Consider the following 18,694-nt stretch of genomic DNA (forward strand, 5'->3'; position numbering starts at 1 on the left):
TACAGATGAAACTGCTTTGTATAGACGGCAACAGCATAATGAACCGTGCTTTTTACGGCATACGCATACTCACCAATTCCAAGGGGATATGCACCAATGCCATAACAGGGTTCATGAATATATATATGAAAGAGATAGGTGAAGTGCACCCCGACTGTGTGGCTGTAGCCTTCGATCTTAAAGCACCGACTTTCAGGCATAAGGCGAATTCTTCATACAAGGCAAACCGCAAGGGTATGCCCGATGAACTCGCTCAGCAGATGCCCCTTATAAAAAAGCTTCTCGGACTTCTCGGCATAAAGACTGTGGAGTGTGAGGGCTACGAAGCCGATGATATCCTCGGCACACTCTCAAAAGCCGCTGCCGATAGCGGAAATGAGTGCTATATCCTCACAGGTGACCGCGACAGTTTCCAGCTTGTCAGTGAAAATGTCACGGTACGACTTGCGGGTACTAAAGAGACCAAGATATACACTCCCGAAAGGATAATGGAGGAATATGGTGTAACACCCCGTCAGATGATAGAAGTCAAAGCGCTCATGGGTGATACCTCGGATAATATCTCGGGTGTTAAGGGCATAGGTGAAAAGACCGCCCTGAGCCTTATACAGCAGGCAGGTACTGTTGAAAACCTCTATTCCGACCTTGATAAATTCACGATAACTAATGGCAACCGCGCAAAGCTTGAAGCGGGTCATCAGGACGCGATAGACAGTCATTTCCTTGCAGAGATATGCCTTGAAGCCCCCGTTGAAAAGGACACTGCGGCTTACAAATTAACTGCTCCCGATGCAGCCGAAGCTAAAGCTTTCCTCACCGAGCTTGAAATGCTCAGACTGATGGAAAGGCTGAAACTCACAGGTGCAGACAGCAAGTCAGCCGATGCGGGTGAGGAGACCAAAATAAAGCTCAAAGACCTGCCCAAGTACGAAACAGGTCTTCCCTTAAATGATGATGCCATCGCACAGATGACCGAGGGCAAAAAATCAGCCTTTATCTTTGACGGTAATAAATTGCAGGTCTTCTTTGAGGATAAGGTGTATTCAATAGCTTTCGGTGACTGGGATTTCGACGGCATCGCCCTGAGATATTTTGAGAGCGGCTGTGAAAAGACCGCATTTGAGGGCAAGAAAGCCCACAGATTCGCATTTGATAACGGTACCCGCCTTAACGGTCTGACATTCTGCTGTGACCTTGCAGGATATCTGCTGAATTCTCAGGCAGGGGAGTACACAGCCGAAAATCTCTGCCTGACCTATAAGGTCACTTACCGCTCGGATATGGGCGATTTTGCAGATGTCTGCTCTCTGCTACCGCTTGCAGAAAACCTTAAATTACAGCTTGAACAGACCGAGATGCTCAAACTCTTCAATGAGGTGGAAATGCCCCTCTGTGAAGTCCTCGCATCTATGGAACATTACGGTGTACGTGCAGATACAAACGGTATACGTGAGTTCGGCAAATGGCTGAAAAAGGATATCGAAGCCCTCACCAAGCAGATATACGACCTTGCAGGCGGCGAATTCAATATCGCATCACCGAAACAGCTGGGCGAAGTCCTCTATGAAAAACTGGGACTTCCCGCAAAGAAGAAAACCAAGTCGGGTTATTCCACCAACGCCGAAGTTCTTGAAGAACTTGCAGACAAGCACCCCATTGTACGCCTTGTGCTTGAATACCGCACCCTTACAAAACTCAGCTCCACCTATGTTGACGGTCTGCTGAAAGAAGTAGAATCCGACGGCAGGGTACACAGCGTATTCAAACAGACCGAGACCCGCACGGGACGTATAAGCTCCACCGAACCCAATATGCAGAATATCCCCGTGCGCAAGGAGATAGGACGCAATATGCGTAAGTTCTTCGTTGCAGGTGAAGGCTGTACTCTTCTTGATGCCGATTACAGCCAGATAGAACTCCGTGTTCTCGCGGCAGTATGCGGCGACGAGAATATGAGAAAAACTTTTGAAGAGGGCACGGATATCCATGCCATGACAGCTTCACAGGTATTCGGGATACCCGCCGATATGGTGCTCCCCGAGATGAGATCAGCCGCAAAGGCAGTAAACTTCGGCATCATCTACGGTATCGGAGCATTTTCACTATCCAAGGATATAGGTGTCAGCGTGGCAGAAGCCAAGCAGTATATCAAGAACTATCTCGATAACTTCCCGAAGGTATCACAGTTCATGGATAAGACAGTAGAGGACGGCATAAAGAACGGATATGTCACCACCATATTCGGCAGAAGACGCTATATCCCTGAGCTTTCCGCGACCAATAAAGTCATGCAGGCATTCGGAAAGCGTGCCGCTATGAATGCCCCGATACAGGGCGCGGCGGCAGATATCATCAAGATAGCCATGGTAAAGGTCTACCAAAGGCTGAAAGAAGAAAAGCTTGATGCAAGGCTGATACTTCAGGTACACGATGAACTTATAATCGAAGTCACCCCCGAGGACAAGGACAAAGCTTCCGCAGTTCTCAAAGAGGAGATGGAGAATGCAGTCAAGCTTGCAGTACCTATGGAGGTCTCCGTAGGCGAGGGCGAAAGCTGGTATCTTGCAAAGGGCTGATAAGTCCATATATACTAAAGCGGAACTGGCAGATTATCTAAAAACGACAGCATAGTACAGGCGGAGGATAAATTTGAGAGAATTCAGTATAAATAAAAATGACGCGGGACAGCGCATGGATAAATTTCTCACCAAGGCAGTCCCTGCACTGCCGAAAAACCTGATGTACAAATACATCAGGTTAAAGCGCATAAAGCTTAACGGCAAACGTTGTGAGATAAGCACAAAACTCAGCGAGGGCGACAGCGTACAGCTCTATATCAATGATGAATTTTTCCCGGAAAAGCGCGATGAAGCCCATCGTTTCCTCAACTCGCCCAAGGATATCGAAATAGTGTACGAGGACGAAAATATAATCCTCTGCGATAAGCCCTGCGGTCTTGTTGTACATGAGGACGAAAGCGGCGAAGCGGATACACTGATAGACCGTGTTCTGCACTATCTCTATGACAAAGGGGAATACGATCCCGATACCGAAAACAGCTTTACTCCCGCCCTGTGCAACCGCATCGACAGGAATACCTCTGGTATAGTGATATGTGCCAAAAATGCCGAAAGTCTGCGGGTGCTCAATCAGAAAGTCAAGGACAGGGAACTTGAAAAACTCTATCTCTGCGTTACAGTGGGTATACCGAATAAAAAGTCCGCTGAGCTGAAAGCTTTCCACCGCCGCGATGAAAAGACAAAGGTAGTCCGTGTAGAGGACAAGTCTTTCCCGGGCAGTAAGACCATGATAACCCGCTATAAAGTCCTCGCTGAGAATAAGCAGTCAGGTCTTGCACTTCTGGAAGTCGATCTCGTCACAGGCAGAACTCACCAGATAAGAGCACATCTTGCACACATCGGCTACCCCCTGCTGGGCGACGGAAAATACGGCAGCAATAAGATAAACCGCGCCCTCGGCGTGAAGACCCAGGCACTGTGCTCATATAAACTCACATTCAGATTTACCACCGAAAGCGGCTGTCTGGAATACCTTGACGGCAAAAGTTTTGAAGTTAAAAAAGTCTGGTTCAAAGATAAGTTCTTTGAATTATAAAAAAACCGTCCCCGAAAAAGGGACGGCTCATATATCGTATCATATCGGGCGGAGGTCATTCTTCCGCCTTTTCTTTTTTCTTTTCTGTCTTGGGTGCTCTGCCATAGATCTCAGTTATATCTGCAAGCTTGTCGATCAGCTTGTTCGTGAGAAGCTCTGAACTTTCCAGACGCCATTTCCAGTTCGTGCCAACAGTCGAAGGTGTGTTCATTCTGGCGGATGAACCAAGTTCAAGTATGTCCTGCATCTGCGCGATAGCAGTATCACATACGCTTGACCAGCACAGCCTTGTAAGTGCCCAGGGCACATCACTGTCTTTTTTGACGTTAAGGTACTTCTTGCAGAATTCCGCAGTCTTTTTATCGCAGCCGGTTATCCAGCCAAGGGCAGTTTCATTATCGTGAGTGCCCGTGTAGCATACGCTGTTTGAAGTTGTATAATTATGCGGAAGATATCCGTTGGAACTGTCACCGTCAAATGCGAACTCCAGTATCTTCATGCCGGGATAACCTGCTGCTTCCAGCATCTTGACAACCTTTTTAGTAAGGAATCCAAGATCTTCCGCTATGATATCAAGATCTCCAAGCTTGCGGTTCACCGCTTTGAAAAGCTTCATATCAGGACCCTTGCTCCAGTGACCCTTTCTAGCATTGGGTGCACCGTAGGGTATGCAATAGTAGCTTTCAAATCCGCGGAAATGGTCTATCCTGACGGTATCATATATATCAAATGCTGTGCGTATACGTTCTGTCCACCAGTGGTATTTTTCCTTTGCCATATAGTCCCAGCGGTACAGGGGATTTCCCCACAGCTGACCGTCCTCTGAGAAACAGTCGGGAGGACATCCTGCCACTTCGATTGGCTTCTTGTCCTTATCCAGATAGAAGTATTCCGGAGTAGCCCATACCTCAACACTGTCGTAAGCGCAGTATATCGGTATATCACCGATTATCTTTATGCCGCGGTCATTGGCGTACTTTTTAAGACGTTTCCACTGTCTGAAATACTCATACTGCACAAAGCACCAGAAGTCGATATCGTCAGCATAATCCTTTGAAGCCTGTTTGACAGCCTTGCCCTTGTGCATTTTCAGCGGTTCTTCCCATTCGTACCAAGCTTTTCCGTCATGTGCGAATTTCAGCGCCATGAACAGACCGTAGTCGTATATCCAGTTCTTGTTGTCCAGTACGAATTTCACATAACCCTTTGCAGGAGATTTGCGGAAGCGCTTATGTGCTTTTTTCAGCACCTTGAAGATATTCTCGTATATAGTGCCGTAGTCAACGGAGCCTTTGTCTTCGCCCCAATTGATATCTTTGTATTCCTCGGCTTTAAGGTATCCGTCCTTTTCAAGCGTTTCAAGGTCGATGAAATAAGGATTTCCCGCGTGTATCGAAAAACTCTGATAAGGTGAATCACCATAGCTTGTAGGTGACACCGGAAGTATCTGCCAGCAGCTTTGCTTGGCACGTACCAGAAAATCCACAAATCCATAGGCTTCACGCCCCATTTTGCCTATGCCGTAATTATTTGGCAGTGAGGATATATGCATAAGTATTCCGCTTTTTCTCATATTGATTACCTCGCATAGAAGTTCTTGTCATTGTTACGTATACTATAATTGTAACATATTTATATGAATTTTGCAATAGTGTGGAAGGAAATATTGTTATATTTTTCACAATTAAGATATCACTTCAACGCACCGCTTAAAATGTATGTAGACACTGCTGATCATTTATATTGCAAATAAAAAGGGGCTGAGATCATTGATCCCAACCCCACAGCTCTTTATGTTTTATTTCTTGTTCGCCACCGAGATACGGTTGACCGCTCTCTTCAGCTGTCTTTCAGCAAGGTCGAATTCGGTTCGGCTAGTCTCGGCTTTGAGCTGTTTCTCCGCTCTTGCCTTGGATCGTTCTGCACGAGCTACATCGATCTCGTCAGACCATTCTATAGCCGAAGTCAGCACAGTGACCATGCTGTCCTCGGATACTTTTACTATACCGTCGGATATAGCCGCACTGCGGAAGCTTCCGTCTGAACGTATCTTCATTTCGGAAGGTACTATACTTGCAACATAGGGCGCATGACCTTTCAGTATGCCTACATAGCCTGATGTAGTTTTAGCGATCAGCTGTTCGGCATCGCCCTCAAAGAATATCTTCTCGGGGGTCAGTACTCTTAATTTGAAAACTGCCATAGTTTCCGCCTTTCGTTATTCTTCTTCTGCGGACTTCTTTGCCTTTTCCACAGCCTCGTCGATAGTACCGACAAACAGGAACGCACTCTCGGGCAGATCATCATGCTTGCCTTCGATTATCTCCTTGAATCCGCGGATAGTTTCCTTCAGCGGCACGTACTTGCCCTGATAGCCTGTAAACTGTTCAGCAACAAAGAAAGGCTGTGAAAGGAAACGCTGTATCTTTCTTGCACGGGATACGGTCAGTTTATCCTCATCGGAAAGCTCATCCATACCCATGATAGCGATGATATCCTGGAGCTCTACGTATCTCTGGAGGATGGACTGTACCTGTCTTGCCACCTGATAGTGTTCGTTGCCAACTATCTCGGGTGTTAGTATACGTGAGGTGGATTCCAGCGGGTCTACTGCAGGGAATATACCCAGCGAAGCTATGCTTCTTGAAAGAACGGTAGTAGCGTCAAGGTGTGCGAATGTAGTTGCAGGCGCAGGGTCTGTCAGGTCATCCGCAGGTACATATACTGCCTGTACAGAAGTGATAGAACCCTTATTTGTCGAAGTTATACGTTCCTGCAGAGCGCCCATCTCTGTTGCCAGGGTAGGCTGATAACCAACGGCTGAAGGCATACGTCCCAGCAGCGCTGAAACCTCGGAACCTGCCTGTGTGAATCTGAATATGTTATCGATGAACAGCAGTACGTCCTGACCTTCAACGTCACGGAAGTACTCTGCCATAGTCAGACCGGACAGACCAACTCTCATTCTTGCTCCGGGTGGTTCGTTCATCTGACCGTACACGAGAACGGTCTTGTCGATAACTCCCGACTCTTTCATTTCCCAGTAAAGGTCGTTGCCCTCACGGGTACGCTCGCCAACGCCTGTAAATACGGATATACCGCCGTGCTGATTGGCTACGTTGTTTATAAGTTCCTGAATAAGAACCGTCTTGCCGACACCTGCACCGCCGAACAGACCTATCTTACCGCCTTTGAGGTAAGGTGCGATCAGGTCTATTACCTTGATGCCTGTTTCCAGTATCTCGTTAGCGGCAGTCTGCTCCTCATAAGAGGGCGGCTCACGATGTATTTCCCAGCGCTCAGCTGTTTCGGGTGCGGGCAGATTGTCAACAGGGTCGCCCAGCAGGTTGAACATTCTTGAAAGTGTCTCTCTGCCTACGGGTACGGATATAGCCCTGCCGGTATCCACAGCATCAACGCCTCTTACGAGGCCGTCTGTGGATGACATAGCGATACATCTGACCACATCATCACCGATATGCTGTGCGACCTCGACTACCAGCTTGGTGCCGTTATTGTCTATCTCAAGCGCATTTAGAAGGTTCGGCATATGTTCTTTGTCAAAGCGAACGTCAACGACCGCTCCGACTATCTGCACGACCTTGCCTATGTTAGTGCTTTCCATTACTGACTTCCTTTCCTATCCATTATCTGAATGATACAGTCAATGGATCATGAATTGTGAATCACGAATTATCGTTCAGGCTTGCCGAGCTTATCTCGGTGATCTCCTGAGTTATCTGTGCCTGTCTTGCGCGGTTGTACAGCAGTGACAGCTTTTCGATCATCTCGTTAGCGTTGTCGCTTGCTGATTCCATAGCAGTTCTTCTTGCAGCCTGTTCGGATGCGAAGCTGTCAACTATGGCCGAATAAAGCATACCGCCCATATATTCAGGTATCAGGCTGTCAAAGACCTCTTCGGGTGAAGGGTCATATATGGTCATAGGATGTTTCTGACCAAGGTATTCAAGGTTCTCAACAGGGAGTATCCTGAGGTGCTGTGGTTCCTGTGTCATTACAGAAACGAAAGTGGTGTATACCAGTTCCACAGCATCGAAATCACCTATCTTGAAACGCTCGATCACCTTGTTGGCTATCATCATGGCATCTATGAGCTCTATGCCTTCAGCTATCTGCGGGAAGCCGTCTATAAGTTTATATTCACGCTTCTCAAAGTACTCAACTGCCTTTTTTCCGATAGCCATTATAACAGCTTCACCGCCGCTTTCGGTTATCGCATCAGCCTTGGCTTTTGCCAGTTTCAGTACATTAGTGTTGAAACCGCCCGCAAGACCTCTGTCACCTGCAATAACTATCAGAAGTACCGAGTTCTTGAACTTTTTCTTGGTGAACACCGAGGTGAATTCGTGGTCGCGGGAGATATCTGCCATTACCTGGAAAACGCCCTCAAAGAACGGGTGTACCGCTTCGGCACGCTCCTTGGCTTTCCTCATCTTTGAGGACGCGACCAGCTGCATAGCCTTGGTTATCTGCATGGTGCTTTCCACGCTTTTTATACGGCGCTTTACGTCCTTCATGTTAGCCATAAGCCGTTCTCCTTACTTCTGCTGCATAAACTTATCCGCAAAATCCTTAAGCACATTTTTGAGTGCCTTTTCGTTCTCTGCGGTGAGTTCCTTTGTATCGCGTATAGATGCGAGTATATCGGGATGAGATTCATCGAGGAACAGGAACAAGTCCTTCTCGTACTCACGTATATCCTCCACCGGTATCTTCTTGAGGTAATTATTTACAACAGCGTAGATTATAACTACCTGCTTTTCAACATCAACAGGGGAGTTCTTGGACTGTTTGAGTACCTCAACTATACGTTCTCCCTGTGCAAGTCTGTCCTTGGTATCCTGGTCAAGATCTGAACCGAACTGTGAGAAGCTCTGCAATTCTCTGTACTGAGAGTACAGCAGCTTCAAGGGACCCGATACCTTCTTCATCGCCTTTATCTGTGCCGAACCGCCGACACGGGATACGGATATACCCGGGTTTACCGCAGGTCTAACACCTGAGAAGAACAGCTCTGTTTCCAGGAATATCTGACCGTCGGTAATGGATATTACGTTTGTTGGTATGTAAGCCGAAACGTCACCTGCCTGAGTTTCGATGATAGGCAGTGCGGTTATGGAACCGCCGCCGTTATCTTCATTAAGACAGCACGCTCTCTCCAGCAGACGTGAATGCAGATAGAATACATCGCCGGGATAAGCCTCACGTCCTGTAGGTCTTTTCAGCAGCAGTGACATTGTTCTGTACGCAACAGCGTGCTTTGAAAGATCGTCGTATACGCACAGCACATCCTTGCCCTGTAACATGAAGTACTCTGCCATAGCAACACCTGCATAGGGTGCTATGTACTGCAGAGGAGCCATTTCAGATGCAGTAGCTGATACTACTATGGAATAATCCATAGCATCATTCTTAGTCAGGGTATCAACGATATTTGCAACAGTTGATATCTTCTGACCGATAGCGACATAGATACAGATAACGTTCTTGCCCTTCTGGTTGATGATAGTATCAAGTGCGATGGTGGTCTTACCTGTCTGTCTGTCGCCTATTATAAGTTCACGCTGACCTCTGCCTACGGGTATCATGGAGTCGATAGCCTTGATACCTGTCTGAAGGGGTCTGTTTACTGATTTTCTTGTGATTATACCAAATGCGGGGCTTTCAACGGGTCTTGTCTCGTTTGTGAGTATAGCACCCTTGCCGTCGATAGGCGCACCAAGCGCGTTTACTACTCTGCCCAGCATAGCTTCGCCTACGGGTACGGATACTATCCTGCCCGTTCTTTTGACGTTTGAGCCTTCTCTTATGCCTTCTTCTGTACCCAGCAGTACGCAGCCGACGAAATCCTGTTCAAGGTTCATCGCCATGCCGTAAGTGCCGTTCTCGAATTCCAGCAGCTCGCCCGACATACATTTCTCAAGTCCGTTGACTCTTGAAATGCCGTCGCCCACCGTACATACAGTGCCGACATCGTCAAGCACTAGCTTGGTACGGTAGTTCTTTATCTGTGATTTTATCAGACCTGTTATCTCATCAGGACGTAAATTCATAATTTTCCGTTCCCTTCCGTATGTTTAAATGAAACTTCGCTTTTAAGCGATAGTGTTCGTTATCTGAGCCTTCAGATTATCCAGCCTTGTCTTTACGCTTGAATCAAGTTCTGTATTGCCGTAGCGCACTATTATTCCGCCGATAATGGACTTGTCGATCTCTTCGGTAAGTACGATGCGCTTGCCTGTTGTTCTGCCAAGCTTATCGGTTAGCCGATCCCTGAGCTCCGCGGTCATAGGCTGTGCGGTCACAGCGGTAACCTCCAGAAGCCCCAGCTTGTCGTTATACATCTTCCTGAATTCGCCGTATATCTCATCGAGCTTGTCTGCTCTGTTCTTTTCAGCGGTAAGGCACAGAAAATCCAGCAGCAGAGCGTCTATCTTATCTCCGAAAACTGCTTTGATGCTGTCAGACTTTTCCTGTCCGGAGATAAGGGGTGATGCCAGAAATCTCAGATAATCGGCGCACTCGCTGTTTTTCATCAGCGCTTCAAACTCGCTGTAATCACTGAAAACTTTTTCCAGTTTATCCTGCTCAGTACACAGCTCAAACAGCGCTGTGCTGTAAACCTTGCCAACTGTTTCCGCCATCAGTTTTCACCCACGTTATTGATGAACTCGCCGATCAGTCTTTCGTTATCCTGACTGCTCAGGTCTTTTTCAATAACAGCCTGTGCCGCCTGGAAAGCAATATCGGTGATATCGTCCTTTATCTTGTTTACCGCGATCTTCTTTTCGCGTTCTATCTCGCTTCTTGCCTGCTCGGTGATGCCCTTAGCCTCCACCTTGGCATCAGCGATTATCTCATCGCTTCTCTGCTGAGCCTTGCGGGTAGCCGCCTGGATTATCTTTGCAGATTCCTCCTTGGCGCCGCTTATGCGCTCCTCGTAATCCTGCTCCAGTTTCTCAGCTCTTTCCTTGGCTTCGTCCGCCTGTTTGTAAGTCTCGGCGACCTCGTTTTTCCTGTCTTCCATCACCTTGTTCACTTTGTTGAACAGGAAATGTTTCATGACCAGGAACAGTATAAGCAGGTTGAGCCATGTAGCGATGATCGTAGTGAGATTTACCGACAGGAAATCGGTAACGTCACCTCTCGCCAGTATCATTATGCAAAACCTCCCTTATATCAGAACACTGTACATATAGCTATATTACAGCTTGCCGATAAAGGGGTTGCCGAACATCAGTATCAGCGCAACAACGAAAGCATAGATACCTGTTGACTCTGCCATAGCTACACCGATGAACATTGTTCTTGTGCAGTCGCCCTGTGCTTCGGGCTGTCTTGCGATAGACTCGATAGTCTTACCAACAGCGTAGCCCTCACCGATACCGGGGCCGATACCTGCGATCATTGCCAGACCTGCACCCAGTGCAGAACAACCCAATACAAATGCCTTATCACTTAACATAATAAAAACCTCCAAAGTTTTGTTTACTTTATTTATCGCAGATATCCTGCGTACTTAACTTTATTGAAATACTTGTTATTCTTCAGCCGCTGCCGCAACGTTTACCATAGTCAGCGTTGAGAATATGTAAGCCTGTATGCAGCCTGAGAATAGGTCAAAATAGATACTCAGTACTGCGGGAATACCTACCTGCAATACACTGAATGCCCATGAAGCAAATTCAAAGTGCAGATGCAGTGCTGTTGAAGCAGCGCCCAGTGCCGAATACAGCAGTCCTGTTATTACCATGCCGCCCGCAACGTTGCCGAAAAGACGGAACGCCATAGATGCAGGTGTTGCTATCTCACTGATAAGGTTCAGCGGCAGAATGAATGCAACAGGCTGTGCGAAGCTTTTCAGGTAGCCCAGGAAGCCGTTTGTTTTTATCTTGGTGTAGGTTATCAGCACGAATGTGACTATCGCCCATGCGGCTGTAACGTTTATATCCGCTGTCATCGACCTCAGACCCACCATGCTTATCAGTGCGCCAAGCACTGCGGATACCAGCAGTGCGCCGATGTATGGGGCATAGTACATCATCTTTTCGCCCATAGATTGTTTTACCATGCCGTTGACGAAGTTCACGAACATCTCCGCGACTATCTGCCGCTTGCTCTCGGGCTTCTTTTTAAGGTCTTTTGTAAGCCACAGACAAAGCAGCGTCACCACTGCGATTATCAGCCAGCCCATTACTACCGTTTCAGTGAATATCAGAGGTCCTATCTCAAAGACGATCTTAGGACCGTCGCCCAATCCGTTCATAATTAGCTATCCTTTCCTGCCGAAAAACTGATCGGCTGTAAGTATTATCTTCGGGAACAGCTGAGGTATCAGTATCCCCGTAAAGTTTGCAATACCTGTATATGCGGCAGCGCAGCTCAATATCACAAGTGCAGTGCACCTTATAGCGTAGCAAATACGCATTTTGCGTACTGCTGACTTCCTGTCCAGCTTTACAGCACTTTCGCAGCTCCGTCCGAAGTACTCGAACTGGGCACACATAAATCCGTATCCCAGCACGAATCCCAGCAGCTGCGAAGCTTTGAATCCCCAAAACAGCGTTACAGCGAAGCAAAGTACTGTCAGTACAGCTCCCCATTTGTATATCATAAGCAGCAGCGGTCTTGTCACCGAGGTGTTATCCGAAAGCTTGGTTTTATCAAGGTTTTCCATGTATAGTACCTGCCTTTCGGTATCGGTTTGAAAAACACTCGCACATACAAATTTATTATATCATCTTTTCTCATTTTTTAAAAGGGGGTTTTAAGCTGCTTTGATAAGTTTTACAATTTGTTAATAAAATTCTTCCTCTTCGGGGGTATAATTTCTCAAATTTCGGGTAAAAAGCCTCTTGCAAAAATGACCATTAGTCATGTTTGTGACTATCATATCACAATAATTGATGTTTGTCAATGACGAAATGACCAATAGTCATAATCTATCGCAGGATATTCTGTGCTGTAATAGACAAAAACCCCGCAGATCTTTAGGTCTGCGGGGTGATGTTGTCAGTTTTTCAGGAATGTGTCCAGGTCGATAGGCCAGCTTTTCAGGTCAGGAAGTTCATCCAGTGTCAGAACGCGGTCGCTGCTGTATATCTTATCCCAAGTATCAAATGTGGTATACTGGTCAGAGAGCTGCTTGTTCTTTATGGCGAACTCTCCGTTCCAGGTCGCAAAGTATGACCATCTTGTGCCTTCATTGAATGCGGCATCGGGATCGAACATAGATCCGTTCTCGGTCTCGGCTATTATCTTGCTGCCCGTAGGTGAGCACTCCTTCAGAAAGTCGTAGTAGTATTTCTGTGAAGAGGAATCATGCTCATCGGGATAGCAATCGTAACCGACTATATCCACGTATTCGTCGCCGGGATACCAGCTCTGGTTCTGAGCGTTCCATACCCATATAAGGTTGTTTAAATGATACTCATTTACAAACTTATCGTACATGAGCTTGTAAAGCTCCAGATAAGCGTCCTTGCCTGATGCGCCCCACCAGAACCATGCGTTGTTTGGATATCTCGGGTCGCCTGCTGCTTCGTGCAAAGGCCGCCACAGTATAGGTATATCTGCATCAGCCAGAGGCTTCAGCTGCTCAGCCATATTGTCAAGCTCAGCTACTATAGCGTCATAGCCTTCCTTATCCTCGCCTCTCATGGCTTTGCCCAGGTCAAAACTTGTGCTGTCGGTATAGAAACCTCTCCACCAGGGCTGACCGTTGACTTCAAGGTATTTTGAGGGAGCGTGCCAGTGCCAGCAGAATGTTACGATGCCGTTGTGGTTATTGTACCAGTCCATAGCATATATAGGCACCATATCGCCGCCGCCTGCCTGGTGATCAACTTTGGTGGATATGCCGAGATTGCCCACATCAAGACCAAGCAGTGCAGGGGTCTTGCCTGTGCGCTTGTTTATCTCTATGAACTCGCGGGATTCGGGACCCATGTTGTCGCCCGAATACTGTCCCGATATGGTATACTTGCCGTAAGTTGCTCTCATGAAGCTGTAAAGTCTTTTTGCGTTATCGCTGGCGTTTGGATTGCACAGCTTATCTGTTACATCATACTGTGAAAGGTCTATGGGCGCAGCCGGAACGATCTTCAGCGTATCAACATAGATATGTCCCGTATCGGCACGTATGCCGATAGTATGGCTGCCGCCATCTATCAGGACGTTTTCTGCAGTTACTTCTGCAAATTTCGATTCGCTTGAGGTAAACTTTTTTACAGCGCTGCCGTCAACAGTTATAAGGTTATCCGAATTGACATTATCTGCAGCGATCTTCATTACGACATTATAGCTGCCCTTAGCGGGAAGCTCGATATCAAAAGTGATCTCATCGCCCTTGTCATATACTGCTACATAGCCGTCACCTGAAAAATCTCCTGCAAATGCCTTGTTCATGATCATAGCTTCATTGAGCAGAGTACCGGATTCTGCTTCCAGCTCAAGAGAAAAATCCTCAGGGACATCATAAGCCGAGGTGAAGTCCGAAAGGTCGAAATCACCGATGGTTTCAATGACATCAGGTTTCTTTTCCTCGCTGCTGTCATCAGCAGCCTTGCTTGCATTGTTTTTTTCAGAATCGTTCTTTTTTTCGGTGCTTTTTCCGCATCCGAAGAGTCCCGCGCTCATAGTAAGTGCAAGTGTGAGTGCGAGCATCCTTTTCATTTTAGTTTTCATTTTATATACCCTCCGTTTATCCATATACGTTACTTGTGTGAGTTCTGCATTTATCACTACCTTTCAAAAATTGTATCAGCATTATTTGTATACGTTATAGTTATGCGGCAGTGCCGCTTGTGTGACGTGTTGTTCATATCAGACATTATCCGCTGTAGGCGGAGTTATCTTGGTGTCACGCAGGAATTTTCTGTAAAACCATCTGGTGAATTTCATTGGAAGTATAAAAAGTATGAGCTGCAAAAAGCATGGCGGAAAGAAATCCCTGAAACCGATATAGCCTTCGATGAACAGTTTCCATCTCACCGCTATAAATCCTTTGGTGAGCCTCCAGCTGCGCCTTATCCTGGGCGTGCTTTCACTGACACGGTAGCGTACCAGCACCTCGGGAATATTCTGCCCCACTGCACCCCCTGCAAGCATCCTTACGGCAAAATCGTAGTCCTCGCACAGCTTCAGGTCACTGTAACCGCCGACTTCCAGCGCTTTGCTTTTTCTGAAAGCCACCGTCTGTCTGTTGAATGGGTTGCGGCGCTTGGAGTAGCTCAGTATATCCTTTTGTACAAGGGGTACTTTTTTCAGTGTAAGAGTCTTATCGGTGAGGTCATCGAATTCTTCTACGAAGCTGCCCACTATATCAAGCTCGGGCTTTACCGCAAACAGCAGCATCTCTTTGATGCATCTGTCGGGCTTGGAAACATCATCGCTGTCCATACGGACTATGTATTCGCAGCGGCAGGCTTTTATTCCTTTATTTACTGCCTTGCCGGCTCCCACATTCTCATCTATTCGCACTATCCGGAATATACCTTTGTATTCGTTCTGGAAAGATTTTACTATTACATCCAGAGCATTTGTCAGCTTGCCGTCGCATACCAGTACAAAATCTGAGGGAGGGTATGTCTGCTTCAGCATAGATTCGAGGCTCTGGTTCAGGTTTTCGGGAAGCTCTTTATCATAGACCGACATAAGAACGCTGTATTTTGGCAGTTCATACCCTGCCACATTCCTGTTTACACGTCGTGCCACAAATAAGCCCCCTTTCCCGGAATATTATCATCTATTAATATACTATGTATAGCATAATTTTATCATATACAGTAAAATTTGTCAAGATGCAATAAAATTATTACTTCATTTTCGCTCATTCAATGAAAAATGTCTATAATATTAGGCGCAGATAAGCTAAAAAAGCGGACACCCGAAGGTATCCGCCTGATAGAATACAATAAATTATAGGTCAAAGTCCTTTTCCTGTCATGGAAACGTGCTTGATATCCTTGGGAGTCATGAACATTCCCATTATGTAGGTATTCATAATATCCACATCCTCGGTGGTTATTTTTTTGCCGTCTATCCTCAGTTCCTTTACCGCAGTCTGACCGTCGGGTGCTCTGCCGAATACCATATTGTATTCTTTGCCGTCCTTGTCTACGCCGCGGAACGTTACTTTGTTCTGGCTGAAATCGAACCACCAGTGACATTCTTCAAAATAGCTGTCAAATGCATCGCCGTAATTGCTGCTTTCAAGCTTTATACTCTCATCGAGATTGAAATCGTAATTTGTATGTGAAACTAATAGTACCCTGCCTATCGCATAGATTACCATGCCTATTATAATAATAAGTATGAATTTGATCACGTTGGCAAGACCGTTGCTGATAATACTCCTGTTTGCCTGCTTGCCGCTTCCGGTAGTGGCAGAAAAAGGCACAGCCCTGTTATCCTTGCGGGGATCGTAATTATCGGGATGATGCTCTTTGCGGGCTTTTGCAGTGCCGTAATGCTCATCCAGCTTGTCCATCTGTCTTCCTGACCTGGTAGCGGCGTAGGGGGTCTGAACTACAAGTCTTGAAGGGGATAAACCATCCCGCTCTCTGTCTGAGGAAAACTGATTATGTCTGCCAAGTTCTGCGCCCTTAAATGCAGGCATTACCTTTCCGCATCCCGGACATATTTTGTCGGTGCTTTCAACACTTGCGCCGCAGAATCTGCAAGATATCTTCATTTGTCTTCACTTTCCTTTCAAACCCTGATCGGGGCTCAGATGTATCTTATGACCCCCACTACCCGACCGAGTATCTCGACATTATCCAGTATTATCGGATCCATCGTATCATTCTCGGGCTGAAGTCTGAAATGCCCTTCTTCCTTATAAAAGGTTTTGACTGTTGCATCGCTGCCTTCTACAAGTGCGACAACGATCTGACCGTTCTCTGCAAAGGGAGTCTGTTCAACAACTACCGTATCACCATCGAGTATCGCTGCGTTTATCATTGATTCACCGCGAACTTTCAGAGCGAAAAGCGGATTTCCGTAATGTCTTGCGGGCTGAAAGCTTATATACTCGCTGACATATTCTATTGCTGTGATAGGTGTACCTGCCGTCACTGTTCCTACAAGAGGTATCAGCATACCGCCGCCGCCCACCAGTTTTATGGCACGGTTCTGGTTATCACTTTTTTCAAGGAATCCTTTGGAAGTCAGGGTCTTTATATACCTGTGTGCAGTTGAGGTGGATTTAAAGCCGAAATGCGAGCATATCTCTCTAACCGTGGGTGGATAGCCCTCCTCGACCCTTTCCTTGATAAATTCAAATACATTGCGTTCATTGTCAGTGACTTTCATACGCTCCTCCTTTGCGGTCGCTGTGTCAGTCGCTCTCTCTCAATCTTTTTGCAAGCTTCTTCGCAAGCTTGTAAACGTCGCCGCATCCGAAGGTGATAAGTATATCTCCGTCCTCAGCGTTCTTCATTATATAATCGATACATTCATCGAAGTTCTTTTCCTTCTGCTCGGCAGTCTGCTTGTCAACTACCTCATGCGGTGTATCGAACCAGACAGCGTTCCTTGTTTTTTCGCCAAGCATCTCTGTGTATATGCCGTGGTCATTCTTTTCACGGCTGCCCATAATATCGGTTATAACTGAAATATCAGCTATCTCCAGCGCTCTGGCAAAATCATCCATGAGTATCTCTGTGCGCGAATAGGTAAATGGCTGGAACACTGCCCATACTCTCTTGAAATCAAGACTTTTTGCGGCTCTCAGTGTTACCTCGATCTCCTTGGGGTGATGTGCATAGTCATCGACTATGGTAAGACCTCTGACCTTGTCTATCAGCTGGAAACGTCTTATAGCCCCATGGAAGCTTGAAAGTCCCTTAGCTGCGGCTTCAAATGAGATGCCCGAATATCTTGCGGCAGCAAGTGCAGCAAGTGCGTTGAGCACATTGTGGTTGCCGGGGACGTTTATCTCGATCTCTCCAAGAGACTCACCCTTGAAAAATGCAGTGAACCTGGTCACAAGCCCTTTCTTTGAAATGATCTCTGCGGAGTAATCGTTTGCTTTGTTCCAGCCGAAGCTGATAAGCTCCTTGCCGGATATGCCTTCCAGTGCCTTGCGGGTATTTGCATCATCGCCGTTGTATATAACAGCGCTGCTTGCCATATCAGCGAATGTGTGGAAGCTTTTTATGATATTTTCTATATTCTTGAAATATTCCAGATGGTCTGCATCAACATTGAGTATTATCGCACAGTCGGGGTGCAGCTTCAGAAAATGATCCTGATACTCGCAGGCTTCGCAAACCATATCCTTTGACTTGCCTGCTCTTCCTGAACCGCCTATGCTTGGGAGCTTTCCGCCGATAACACAGCTTACGTCCTCACCTGCGTCAACGAATATCTGTGTGAGCATCGAGGATGTTGTCGTTTTGCCGTGAGTGCCGCAGACGCACAGTGCATTTTCGTACCATCCTGTTATTACACCGAGTATGTCCGCACGCTCGCATACTATCGCTCCGCTTTCTTTTGCAGCTATAAGCTCGGGATTATCAGCCATTATAGCTGCGGTATATATTATAAGCTCAGCACCCTCGATATTCTCTGCCCTCTGACCGAGAAATACCTTTATGCCCAGCTTGCGTACAGCTTCAAGAGTTTCTGTTTCGTTATTGTCCGAGCCTGTTATCTCATAGCCCTTTGCGTGGAATATCTGCGCCAGCGGATACATTCCGGAACCGCCGATGCCTATAAAATGAACTCGCTTTATTTTGCCGAGTGCTTCTTCTGTTAGTGCCGAACTCATAGTAAAGTTCCTCCTGAATGAAAACATTTATTCTATTATATTATACTACACTTTCGCAAAAAAATATTGACAAATTAAGAACATTTATTTGCCACGTGGTAAACATATTTACACAGAACATTTTTAGTTAATAATTTTACTTGGCATAGGCGGTATCAGATGTGTTTTTCTGCGTGCGTATGCATAATAAGAGAATTTAAACCGTAGTGCTTTCTGATAGAAAGCGTATACTCTGTTGTGCCGTGGTCATCAAAAAGAATACGTTAAAAGGATGTATCCTGTTTT

The 18,694-nt window shown here is 46.5% G+C and carries 17 protein-coding genes; 2 read left to right on the top strand and 15 right to left on the bottom strand.

What is annotated here, in order from left to right; all coding sequences use genetic code 11:
• Window positions 1-5: 5 nt before the first annotated feature.
• Together polA and RUMAL_RS01450 are read left to right on the top strand one after the other, a co-directional pair.
• Window positions 6-2,576 carry a DNA polymerase I gene (gene polA, locus RUMAL_RS01445; protein ID WP_013497036.1) on the top strand — a complete coding sequence of 857 codons (2,571 nt, stop codon included), beginning with the start codon at window positions 6-8 and terminating at the stop codon, window positions 2,574-2,576.
• 73 nt (window positions 2,577-2,649) lie between these two features.
• Window positions 2,650-3,615 (top strand): RluA family pseudouridine synthase, encoded by a 966-nt coding sequence (locus tag RUMAL_RS01450; RefSeq protein WP_013497037.1) that lies wholly within the window; start codon window positions 2,650-2,652, stop codon window positions 3,613-3,615.
• A 55-nt stretch (window positions 3,616-3,670) separates the two neighbouring features.
• On the opposite strand, the gene malQ is transcribed toward RUMAL_RS01450, so the two are convergent.
• The 15 genes from malQ to murC form a co-directional block, all read right to left on the bottom strand.
• A complete protein-coding gene (gene malQ, locus RUMAL_RS01455) occupies window positions 3,671-5,188 on the bottom strand; it encodes a 4-alpha-glucanotransferase (RefSeq protein WP_013497038.1) in 1,518 nt (505 codons plus the stop codon).
• Between the two features lie 225 nt (window positions 5,189-5,413).
• Complete coding sequence (gene atpC, locus RUMAL_RS01460; RefSeq protein WP_013497039.1) at window positions 5,414-5,818, bottom strand: ATP synthase F1 subunit epsilon; 405 nt, start codon at window positions 5,816-5,818, stop codon at window positions 5,414-5,416.
• A gap of 15 nt (window positions 5,819-5,833) precedes the next feature.
• A complete protein-coding gene (gene atpD, locus RUMAL_RS01465; protein ID WP_013497040.1) occupies window positions 5,834-7,240 on the bottom strand; it encodes a F0F1 ATP synthase subunit beta in 1,407 nt (468 codons plus the stop codon).
• 61 nt (window positions 7,241-7,301) lie between these two features.
• Entirely contained in the window at window positions 7,302-8,162 is an 861-nt protein-coding gene (gene atpG / locus RUMAL_RS01470) for an ATP synthase F1 subunit gamma (protein WP_013497041.1), read from the bottom strand.
• A 12-nt stretch (window positions 8,163-8,174) separates the two neighbouring features.
• The gene (gene atpA / locus RUMAL_RS01475; RefSeq protein WP_013497042.1) at window positions 8,175-9,689 is read right to left on the bottom strand and encodes a F0F1 ATP synthase subunit alpha; all 1,515 of its coding nucleotides are present in this window, start codon (window positions 9,687-9,689) and stop codon (window positions 8,175-8,177) included.
• A 42-nt stretch (window positions 9,690-9,731) separates the two neighbouring features.
• Window positions 9,732-10,280: an ATP synthase F1 subunit delta gene (gene atpH / locus RUMAL_RS01480; RefSeq protein WP_013497043.1), complete on the bottom strand. Its 549-nt coding sequence runs from the start codon at window positions 10,278-10,280 to the stop codon at window positions 9,732-9,734.
• Window positions 10,280-10,795 carry a F0F1 ATP synthase subunit B gene (gene atpF, locus RUMAL_RS01485; RefSeq protein ID WP_013497044.1) on the bottom strand — a complete coding sequence of 172 codons (516 nt, stop codon included), beginning with the start codon at window positions 10,793-10,795 and terminating at the stop codon, window positions 10,280-10,282. Before atpF ends, atpH begins: the two co-directional genes overlap by 1 nt.
• Before the next feature lie 45 nt (window positions 10,796-10,840).
• On the bottom strand, window positions 10,841-11,101 hold the full coding sequence (atpE, locus tag RUMAL_RS01490; protein WP_013497045.1) for an ATP synthase F0 subunit C: 261 nt from the start codon (window positions 11,099-11,101) through the stop codon (window positions 10,841-10,843).
• Window positions 11,102-11,176: 75 nt separating this feature from the next.
• Window positions 11,177-11,902: a F0F1 ATP synthase subunit A gene (locus tag RUMAL_RS01495; RefSeq protein WP_013497046.1), complete on the bottom strand. Its 726-nt coding sequence runs from the start codon at window positions 11,900-11,902 to the stop codon at window positions 11,177-11,179.
• Window positions 11,903-11,908: 6 nt separating this feature from the next.
• Window positions 11,909-12,313: a hypothetical protein gene (locus RUMAL_RS01500; protein ID WP_013497047.1), complete on the bottom strand. Its 405-nt coding sequence runs from the start codon at window positions 12,311-12,313 to the stop codon at window positions 11,909-11,911.
• Between the two features lie 335 nt (window positions 12,314-12,648).
• Window positions 12,649-14,322, bottom strand: coding sequence for a glycosyl hydrolase (locus RUMAL_RS01505; RefSeq protein WP_013497048.1), 1,674 nt, complete (start codon window positions 14,320-14,322; stop codon window positions 12,649-12,651).
• 138 nt (window positions 14,323-14,460) lie between these two features.
• Window positions 14,461-15,351 (bottom strand): glycosyltransferase, encoded by an 891-nt coding sequence (locus tag RUMAL_RS01510; RefSeq protein ID WP_013497049.1) that lies wholly within the window; start codon window positions 15,349-15,351, stop codon window positions 14,461-14,463.
• A 211-nt stretch (window positions 15,352-15,562) separates the two neighbouring features.
• Complete coding sequence (locus tag RUMAL_RS01515; RefSeq protein WP_013497050.1) at window positions 15,563-16,330, bottom strand: zinc ribbon domain-containing protein; 768 nt, start codon at window positions 16,328-16,330, stop codon at window positions 15,563-15,565.
• Between the two features lie 35 nt (window positions 16,331-16,365).
• Window positions 16,366-16,950, bottom strand: coding sequence for a transcriptional repressor LexA (lexA, locus tag RUMAL_RS01520; RefSeq protein ID WP_013497051.1), 585 nt, complete (start codon window positions 16,948-16,950; stop codon window positions 16,366-16,368).
• A 25-nt stretch (window positions 16,951-16,975) separates the two neighbouring features.
• Complete coding sequence (gene murC, locus RUMAL_RS01525; protein ID WP_013497052.1) at window positions 16,976-18,409, bottom strand: UDP-N-acetylmuramate--L-alanine ligase; 1,434 nt, start codon at window positions 18,407-18,409, stop codon at window positions 16,976-16,978.
• Window positions 18,410-18,694 lie beyond the last annotated feature (285 nt).

The sequence above is a fragment of the Ruminococcus albus 7 = DSM 20455 genome (genome assembly GCF_000179635.2).
GTDB lineage: Bacteria > Bacillota > Clostridia > Oscillospirales > Ruminococcaceae > Hominimerdicola > Hominimerdicola alba.